5 protein-coding genes are annotated in these 8624 nt (G+C 39.1%); 2 read left to right on the forward strand and 3 right to left on the reverse strand.

Annotation, left to right across the window (positions count from 1 at the left end; genetic code table 11):
- Positions 1-293: 293 nt before the first annotated feature.
- Positions 294-4565, reverse strand: a complete 4272-nt coding sequence (locus AW17_RS22215; protein WP_245235126.1) for a translocation/assembly module TamB domain-containing protein — start codon at positions 4563-4565, stop codon at positions 294-296.
- Positions 4566-4798: 233 nt separating this feature from the next.
- Here AW17_RS22215 and tsaD point away from each other — a divergent pair, with 233 nt between their 5' ends.
- Both tsaD and AW17_RS22225 read left to right on the forward strand, forming a co-directional pair.
- Positions 4799-5800 (forward strand): tRNA (adenosine(37)-N6)-threonylcarbamoyltransferase complex transferase subunit TsaD, encoded by a 1002-nt coding sequence (gene tsaD, locus AW17_RS22220; RefSeq protein ID WP_029280278.1) that lies wholly within the window; start codon positions 4799-4801, stop codon positions 5798-5800.
- 293 nt (positions 5801-6093) lie between these two features.
- Complete coding sequence (locus AW17_RS22225; protein WP_029280280.1) at positions 6094-6291, forward strand: hypothetical protein; 198 nt, start codon at positions 6094-6096, stop codon at positions 6289-6291.
- A gap of 116 nt (positions 6292-6407) precedes the next feature.
- Here AW17_RS22225 and recA read toward each other — a convergent pair whose 3' ends face one another.
- Both recA and nth read right to left on the reverse strand, forming a co-directional pair.
- A complete protein-coding gene (recA, locus tag AW17_RS22230) occupies positions 6408-7421 on the reverse strand; it encodes a recombinase RecA (RefSeq protein ID WP_029280282.1) in 1014 nt (337 codons plus the stop codon).
- Between the two features lie 135 nt (positions 7422-7556).
- A complete protein-coding gene (gene nth, locus AW17_RS22235; RefSeq protein WP_029280284.1) occupies positions 7557-8222 on the reverse strand; it encodes an endonuclease III in 666 nt (221 codons plus the stop codon).
- Positions 8223-8624: the final 402 nt, after the last annotated feature.

The following is an 8624-nucleotide window of genomic DNA, read 5'->3' on the forward strand; positions in this document are numbered from 1 at the left end:
CAGCCTCATCTTTGCTTAACTGGCGTATACTCTGGACACTGTTCCTGAAAAGTATATCCAGATTCTTATTACCCCTGCTAATTAACCTTGAATCGGATAAACTCGTAAAACCTCGTGTTTGCATCCAACAAAGAAACAAATTATTCAGAAATGTGTCCACACGATAGGAACCTTCGGGACAGGGTGACGACCCGTGCATGCAAAAGGTTCATGCAGAACAAATAAAAGAACATTATTAATCGTGGGAAAATGAACTAATGCCCACTACCCCCTTAACACTACCCTCTAACCTTTTATCTCCTCTGGTTCCCTTTACTCTGATTGATAATTGCTTCTTTATTGATCGGTTTATTCGTTTTAACAGGGGCCTGGCTTTGTTTCCGCTTTAAATTTCGGCGGTAAGCACCAGAAATTTTCTGAATAAACTCCTTAAACGTATCAAACTGCTGGGTATAAACCAAACCAAAAGAGGTTACGTTTGCCGTTGAGCTAATCCCGCTGTTTAAGAAGATACTTTGTTGTGTAGGTGGTTTATTTGCCGCCTTAACGGTTAAGCTTCCGTCTTTTTTGATTAAGAAAAGGGCCTCGACCTCTCTACCCACATTGTTTTTAGAGAAATCGATAACGGTAAAATCGTTCACACTGTTCCGATCTACAATACCTGCGTTGATAATTAAACGATCGCTAAAGAATTTGAACGATGCATTGGCCTCGCTCAACGAGCGCACATTCAGATCGACAAAGTTTAAGTTTAATGAAGAAAGTACATTGTTAAACTGGTTAAATACCAACTCTGTAGCTGTACTGGTTGCGGTAGAACTGAGCTGGTTCCCAATCGATTCTCCTCCGTTTCCAGGGGCAAAGCTTCTTCTAATAATTAAACTGAAAGCTTGCAGGTTCAGGTTGTTCTGATCGCTGAAATAGGTTTGTAGTTCTTCTTTGATAGAAGGCTGAGCAGGGAAGTTAATATCAAGTTTAATATCTGGTTTTAAGAGTAAACCTGTTAAACCCATCTCAACCTCAGTATTTACCCTTTGGTTGGCATTACTGCTGGCATCGCGGTTGGCTGCTTTATAAAGGTCGTTCAAACTCGCCCTCAAAGCATATACTGCCTTTAAGTTAATCTGTGCAGCCGTAGGGTTACCCGTCCAGCGGATGGTTCCACCTTGCCTGATCTCGAATTTTTTGTTAATTACCTCCTGGGCCGTAAAATCGAAACTTCCGGTCTCGATGATATAATCGCCAGACATTTCGAAATCGCCGAAACTGTTGATGTTCAGGTTAAGCTCGGCATTGCCCTTGCCACTTAAATTACCCAGGGTAGTAAATATATTCGCCGTGGTATTCGGATCGATGGTTAATTTGAAGGTTAGGGTCAGGCCATCAAAGTTGGTTTTTTTCTTAACCAGCACAGTCGAATCGCGGCTTACAAAATTAATGAAGTCTTTATCAGATATGGTTTCCGAACTGTTTAAAGGCAGGTTGAAAATTGTCCCTTTTTCAGTTTTCGCCTTAATATCAATCTTCATTTTATTTGTTGGCCCTTTGAATTGAAATACGCCGGTGCCATAAGCCCTACCATAATACACCGAATTGTCTTTGCTGGTGGTATTTAAGGCCATTAAGCTATTCGCGTTTACTGTTACATCCAAAGTAGGGTAATTGATGTCGTTTAAATCTACCGTGCCGCGCGCGGTAGCCTCATGACCTTCCAGATCCTTAAGTTCAAAATCGCCGAGTTTAATTACGCTATTGTTTATTTCTACCTCATCGGTAATTACATAAGTGGTTTTAAGGTAGTTTACCATCAGTTGCCCTTTATCTAATGATAGGGTTCCATTAATTTCAGGTTTTTCTAATTTGCCCTTTACGGTTAAATCAGCCGAGATATTCCCTTTTAAATTCGATACCAGTTGTTTAACAAAAGGCTCGAGGATGGTGAGCTTGCTCTCATCCATCTTTACAGCCAGGTCGATTTGTTTTTCTTTTAAATCGAGATTTCCGGTCAGTTTAAAAGTCTCCGAATCGTCGGCCATAATGCGGGTAAATACATTAATCTTTTTGCTCTCGTTGTTGTACGATGAGGTATCGGTTAAGGTACCGATGTAGATGTCGTTGAAGTTTAACGAATCGATTTTTAAATCGTCGGTTACCCTTGGTGCTTTTAATATGCCGTACAGATCGGTTGTTCCGTTTAGGTTTCCACCCAGTTTAATACCAAAGCCTTTGGTAAAAGGATTGAGGGTTTTTAAATTGAAATCTTTAAAGCCAACACTGATTAAATCTTTAGGGTCTTCCGAAATTAATCCGCCAATAATAACCTGCTGCTTTCCGTTGGTTAAATCGAAATTACTGATCTCCGTTTTACCATTGTTGAGCACAATGCGTACCTTCTCCTGGATGCGCCACTCTTCGTTGTTGATTTTTAAGATAGAAGGCAATACGCTTAGCCTTGCCGTGGTATCCTGGTTTTTGGTAAACTCTACCAGGCCGTTTAAATCGAGCTGATTGTCCTCTTGGGCATTCGACATTTTTACGTTGAAAGCCAAACTGTCGTTCCGCAGGATGTTGGAAATGTTTACATCTTTAATAAACAAACTGTCGTTAATCTGCACCCGATCGGAAGTTACAATCAGTTGAAGCTGCTGTGTGGTGGTATTTTCATCGAGGATGATATTGTTTACCACAATGCTATTGTATTTTAGTTTCTTCACAAAACCGTTCAGCGTTGCGGTATTGTTGCGCGAATCGAAATCGCCGGTTACTGTAGCGCCTTCTTCTAATTCTAAACCTGGTACAAATATCTGCGCCAGCGGTTCGAACTTTTTAACCTTCAGGTTAAACTGAAAAATCTGATTCTTGTATTTGATAATATCTGCCTTTAACGAAGGGATATAAGTTTTGGCGATGGCTTTGTAATAAGAAACAATAGAATTTAAATCGTATTCACCTTTAATACTGGCATCTAAAATATCTGATCGGATATCCAGTACGCGGCTGGCACCCGTTCCGGCGGCGATTAACTGCACCGAATCGACACTATAGAGACCCTTCGGATTTTGCAGCCTGATTTGTTCTATTAATAATTTGCCCGATATATTGTTCAGGTTGGTGCCTGAGAAATTGGTGGTAAATTTAGCATCAACCTGCAACGAATCTTTCACTAGTTTTAAAGCCTTTAATCTTGCTTTGGAAATAGTGGCATTAAAGTTAAATACCGGCAGTTTAGGATTCAGGTTTACTCCGCCATCAAAAACCAGTTTAACATTACGGTCGTTAATGCTCAGCTTGCCATCGAAATACTTTTTGTTAAAAGTTCCGTCGATCTTCACATTGTGGTAACGGTAATTATTAAAGTCGATATAGTCTACATCGCCGTTTATCTTCTCGGTCAGGTCTTTAAGCTCAGTGCCGCGGCCCTTAACATACAGTGAAGAGCTGATACGGCCAAGGCTTTTTTCGTCAATCAGGTTGCCCAGGTTAAAATCGTAGCTTTTTACGTTCCCTGTATATGAAGGAACATCGTTTTTATCGATTTTCATGTTCACATCCGAAACAATACGGCCAAGTTTGGTTTTAAATTCGCCGTAAGCAATAAAGTCGTTCTGGAAACCGGTAAAACTTCCGTTAAAGTTAATGTTGCCGAATTTGTTTACAATTACCGGAACAATTTTCTTTTTGCTGTTGGTAATGCCGGCCAGTACCTCATCCAGATCGGTTTTATTCGTTCCCGCCATTTCAATGTTGAGGTCCATAAAGGTTTCTTTCCATTTCGGCAGTCCCTTTAAAATAAAATCGCCTTTAATGTGTGTGGCTTTTCCGGTTCTTAACGATAGTTTTTTGGCTTTAAGGTTATTCACTAAACCCGTAATCTGGCCATCAACATCAAGGTCGAGTTTCATGGTGTTCAGCTCAGGTGCAAAGAAGGCTATATCTCTGGAAGTAATATGGCTATCTTTAAAAATGGCCTTCATCCGAACATTATCTACATAGTGGTTAAAGTCTTTATAGCTTTTAAACCGCATTTGGTAGTAGTTTGTTAAACGGCTCTGATTGGTTTCGAGCAATAGGTTTTTCAGCTCGATAGCATTACTGTCTATAGTGGTTTGGGCCGTTAAGTTTTTAAGGTAAAACCCGCTACGCTCTTTAAAAGTTAGGTTTTTGATATTCGTTTTAATCAAATGGTTTTTAGTATCTAGCCCTTCAAAAATTCCGCTCAACTCTTTAACAGATACATTTTCGAAGTTTACACTTTTGCCCTGAACGGTATCTTTTGCCCTGTAATTGATATACCTGAAGGCGAATTTATTTAAAATAATGCGGCCAATATTAATATCGTATGGTTTGCTTTTCTTTTTCTTTACAGTAGGTTTACCAGAATCGAAGTAGTTTATAATGAAATCGAGGTTAGAAGACTTATCTTTGAAATCCTTTAGGAAAAACTGCCCATTGTTAATTTGAAGGGTATTGATATCAATGATCTTTTTATCAATGGATAATTGATTAATATCCACCATAAATTGTGGCGTGCTTAGTAAAGTGTCTTTTTGTAAATCTAAAACCAATAGATCTTCGAGTACAATAGATTTAAATGGTTTGATGTAGAGACTCTTGATCGATACGGTGGTTTTAAGCTCTTTAGATAAATATGCGGCAGTCTTCTGCGCAAAATAAGTTTGAACGGACTTAAATTGTAGCGAAAAAATAAGAAGCGCAAACAGCAGAATTATTGATGCGATTACCCAAAGGAGTATTTTAAATAGTTTTTTAATAATTTTGCAGCTTAAATATTAATAATTTGTCTGTTATACTTGCTATCGAGTCTTCTTGCGATGATACATCCGTTGCTATTTGTAACAACGGCAAAATTACTGCCAATGTTATTGCAAACCAAACAATTCATCAAAATTATGGTGGTGTTATACCTGAATTAGCTTCAAGGGTACATCAACAAAATATTGTGCCTGCCGTACAACAAGCTTTAATTAATGCTAAAGTTACAAAACAGGACATTAATGCTGTCGCTTTTACACGTGGCCCCGGCCTTTTAGGGTCGTTACTGGTTGGTGTTTCTTTTGCAAAATCTTTTGCATTAGCTTTAAATATACCTTTAATTTCTGTTAATCATATGCATGCGCACATCTTAGCGCACTTTATTGATGATCCTAAGCCAGGTTTTCCATTTATCTGTTTAACCGTTTCGGGTGGGCACACGCAGATTGTGCTGGTAAAAGATTACTTTGATATGGAAATAATTGGCGAAACATTAGATGATGCTGCCGGTGAAGCTTTTGATAAAACAGCAAAATTACTGGCCTTACCTTATCCGGGAGGGCCGCTGATCGATAAACATGCACAACATGGAAATCCTTTGGCCTTTAAATTTGCCGAACCGCAAATTGCCGATCTGAATTTTAGTTTTAGCGGTTTTAAAACTTCTATCCTGTATTTTATCAGGAAGCAGGAAAAAGAGAACCCTAATTTTATTGCCGAAAATTTAGATGATATTTGTGCATCGGTTCAACACAGTATTGTACAAATTTTGCTCAATAAGTTAAAGAAAGCTGCAAAACAATACGGAATTAATGAAATAGCTATTGCAGGAGGCGTTTCGGCGAACTCTGGTTTAAGAAATGGATTACAGCAAACAGCCGACGAGCTGGGCTGGAAAGTGTATATCCCTGCTTTTCAATACTGTACCGATAATGCAGGGATGATTGCCATAGCGGGCTACCAGAAATACCTGAAACAGGATTTCGTAGGACAGGATGTTTCGCCAATGGCGAGGATGGAGTTTTAGGACGAGGGTTCATTGGTCATTGGTTCATTAGTCAATAGTTAATTGCCTAGAGTAGTTAACTGTTAGCGATAAACTGGTTAATTGTTTAAATCGGTTAATCGACGTTAAACGCCCAACTCCAAGCGCCAGGCTTGTTCATTGGTTATCCCTCGTTCGTCATTGCGAGGAACGAAGCAATCTTACTACAGTGGTTAACGCAATGTACCTCCGTGTTTCTGTGCTTCCGTGGCAAAAAACTGTAAACCGCCAATTGAAAACTGGTAACGAGAATTGTTTAAATTGAATTTATATATATGACTGGAGCATCGTTAATATTTTGGATTGTTTGTGCGATACCGCTAATTGGTATTTTATATTGGTTGATCAGAAATGATAAGAACAAACTAAAAGGGAGTTGGGGGGTGATTATTTTAGGTGCTTTGGTTATTGCTGCGCTTTTGGTAATTGTGTATGTAACCAAAGATTTTAATACCATTTTTAGTCAGAATTAATAACTGTCTCTTTTCAACAAGGACCTGTACTATAAAATATTATAACATATAAAGCAAAACGCCCTGCTCAATATAATTGAACAGGGCGTTTTAGTATGGTAATATTTAAGGTTGGCTTATTTCTCCGCCAATTTATCGCCGGTTACTTCGGCTTTAATTTTAATTTCTAATTCTTCTGCAAGTTCAGGGTTGTCGCTTAACAATTGTTTTACGGCGTCTCTACCTTGGCCAAGTTTGGTATCTCCGTAAGAGTACCAAGAGCCTGCTTTTTTGATGATGCCGAAGTCAACACCTAAATCTACAATCTCTCCGTTTTTAGAAATACCTTCACCAAACATTACATCAAATTCTGCAATGCGGAAAGGCGGAGCCACTTTATTTTTAACGATTTTTACTTTCACACGGTTACCGGAAACTTCATCAGAATCTTTGATCTGTGAAATACGACGGATATCTAAACGTACTGATGCATAAAACTTCAGGGCGTTACCACCCGTTGTGGTTTCAGGGTTGCCGAACATAACCCCAATTTTATCACGTAACTGGTTAATGAAGATACAGCAACATCCTGTTTTCGAAATTGTTCCGGTTAATTTACGTAGCGCCTGACTCATTAAACGGGCGTGTAAACCCATTTTACTGTCGCCCATTTCGCCCTCAATTTCACTTTTAGGAACCAAAGCGGCAACAGAGTCAATTACAATTACATCAATAGCACCCGAACGGATTAAGTTATCGGCAATTTCTAATGCCTGCTCACCATTATCTGGTTGAGAGATTAAAAGGTTATCGGTATCTACACCTAGTTTCTTCGCGTAAAACTGATCAAAAGCATGCTCTGCATCGATAAAAGCAGCAATACCGCCTTTTTTCTGTGCTTCGGCAATAATATGTGTTGCTAAAGTTGTTTTACCAGAAGATTCCGGGCCATAGATTTCAATTACACGGCCTTTTGGAATACCGCCAATACCTAGGGCAATATCTAAACTGATTGATCCTGTAGAAATAAAATCTATTGGTTCAATGGCAGAATCGCCAAGTTTCATGATGGTACCTTTACCGTAAGATTTCTCTAGTTTATCTAAAGTAAGTTGTAAAGCTTTTAATTTATCTGGATTTGCAGTGCTCATTTCTTTTTTCATTGATTGCGTAAATATAATCGATTATCGGCTAATATGCGTAAATGTTGATATTTATAATGCTAATATATTTAGCTAAGGTAAATGTTTTTTGGCTAATGTCAATAGTAAAGTGAAAATAATTTTTTAAGCTTTTAATTTATCTCTTTCGTTTTGTGCGGTCAAACGTTCGAAGTACCTGCACATGTAGGTAATTTCGCAAACATCACATTTGGGGCTTCTGGCCACGCAAACATAACGCCCGTGCAGAATAAGCCAGTGGTGTGCAATATGGATATCGTGTTCGGGAAGGTTTTTAACTAAATCTTTTTCAACCGCCAATGGGGTTTTGCCATTGGTTAAACCTAAACGGTTGGCCACACGGAAAACATGGGTATCAACCGCCATTGCCGGTGCATTGTAAATTACCGAGGCAATTACATTGGCGGTTTTGCGGCCAACGCCTGGCATTTTCTGTAAGTCGTCAATCCCCGAAGGCACTACATCGTTAAATTCGTTAAGCAGAATATTAGCCATACCCACCAGGTGTTTTGCCTTATTGTTGGGGTAACTGATGCTTCTGATGTAATCGAAAACAATATCGGGCGTAGCTTCGGCCAGCGCTTTAGCATTAGGGAAGCGTTGAAAAAGCGCAGGGGTTACCATATTTACCCTTTTATCGGTGCATTGTGCAGAAAGGATTACGGCCACTAAAAGCTGATAGGGATTATTATAATGTAATTCGGTTTCTGCATCAGGCTGCTTGGCCGAAAAATGTTCTACAAAAAGTTTGTAGCGTTCTTTTTTAAGCATGTGCAAATATAGGTTAAAGATGGAAAATGTAATATGGGTAATGGAAGATGTTATATGGGTGATGGAAGAGGGATGGGGTAAAACTGCGATTTGTTGCCTGAGGAATAATTTTTGTATAAAAATCAATATAAATAACAGGAGTATTTAAAAGAAATAAATCTCCTCCAATTATCGTCATTGCGAGAAGGCTTTTTCAGCCGACGAAGCAATCTTTATGGCAAGGATCACTAGAATGAAAGATTGCTTCGTCGTTCCTCCTCGCAATGACGACCTTTCTTTGAATCTGTTTAGGGTAACGTAGACGAAGGCCCTTGTTTAAATCGCTCAATCCACGCTAACCGCTTAACGCCAAACCCGTGGCCCGGCCGTAGGGCGATAATTATATAAACATTTTCGGTAAAA

Origin of the sequence: Pedobacter borealis DSM 19626, from assembly GCF_000708285.2 — a bacterium.
Lineage (GTDB): Bacteria > Bacteroidota > Bacteroidia > Sphingobacteriales > Sphingobacteriaceae > Pedobacter > Pedobacter borealis.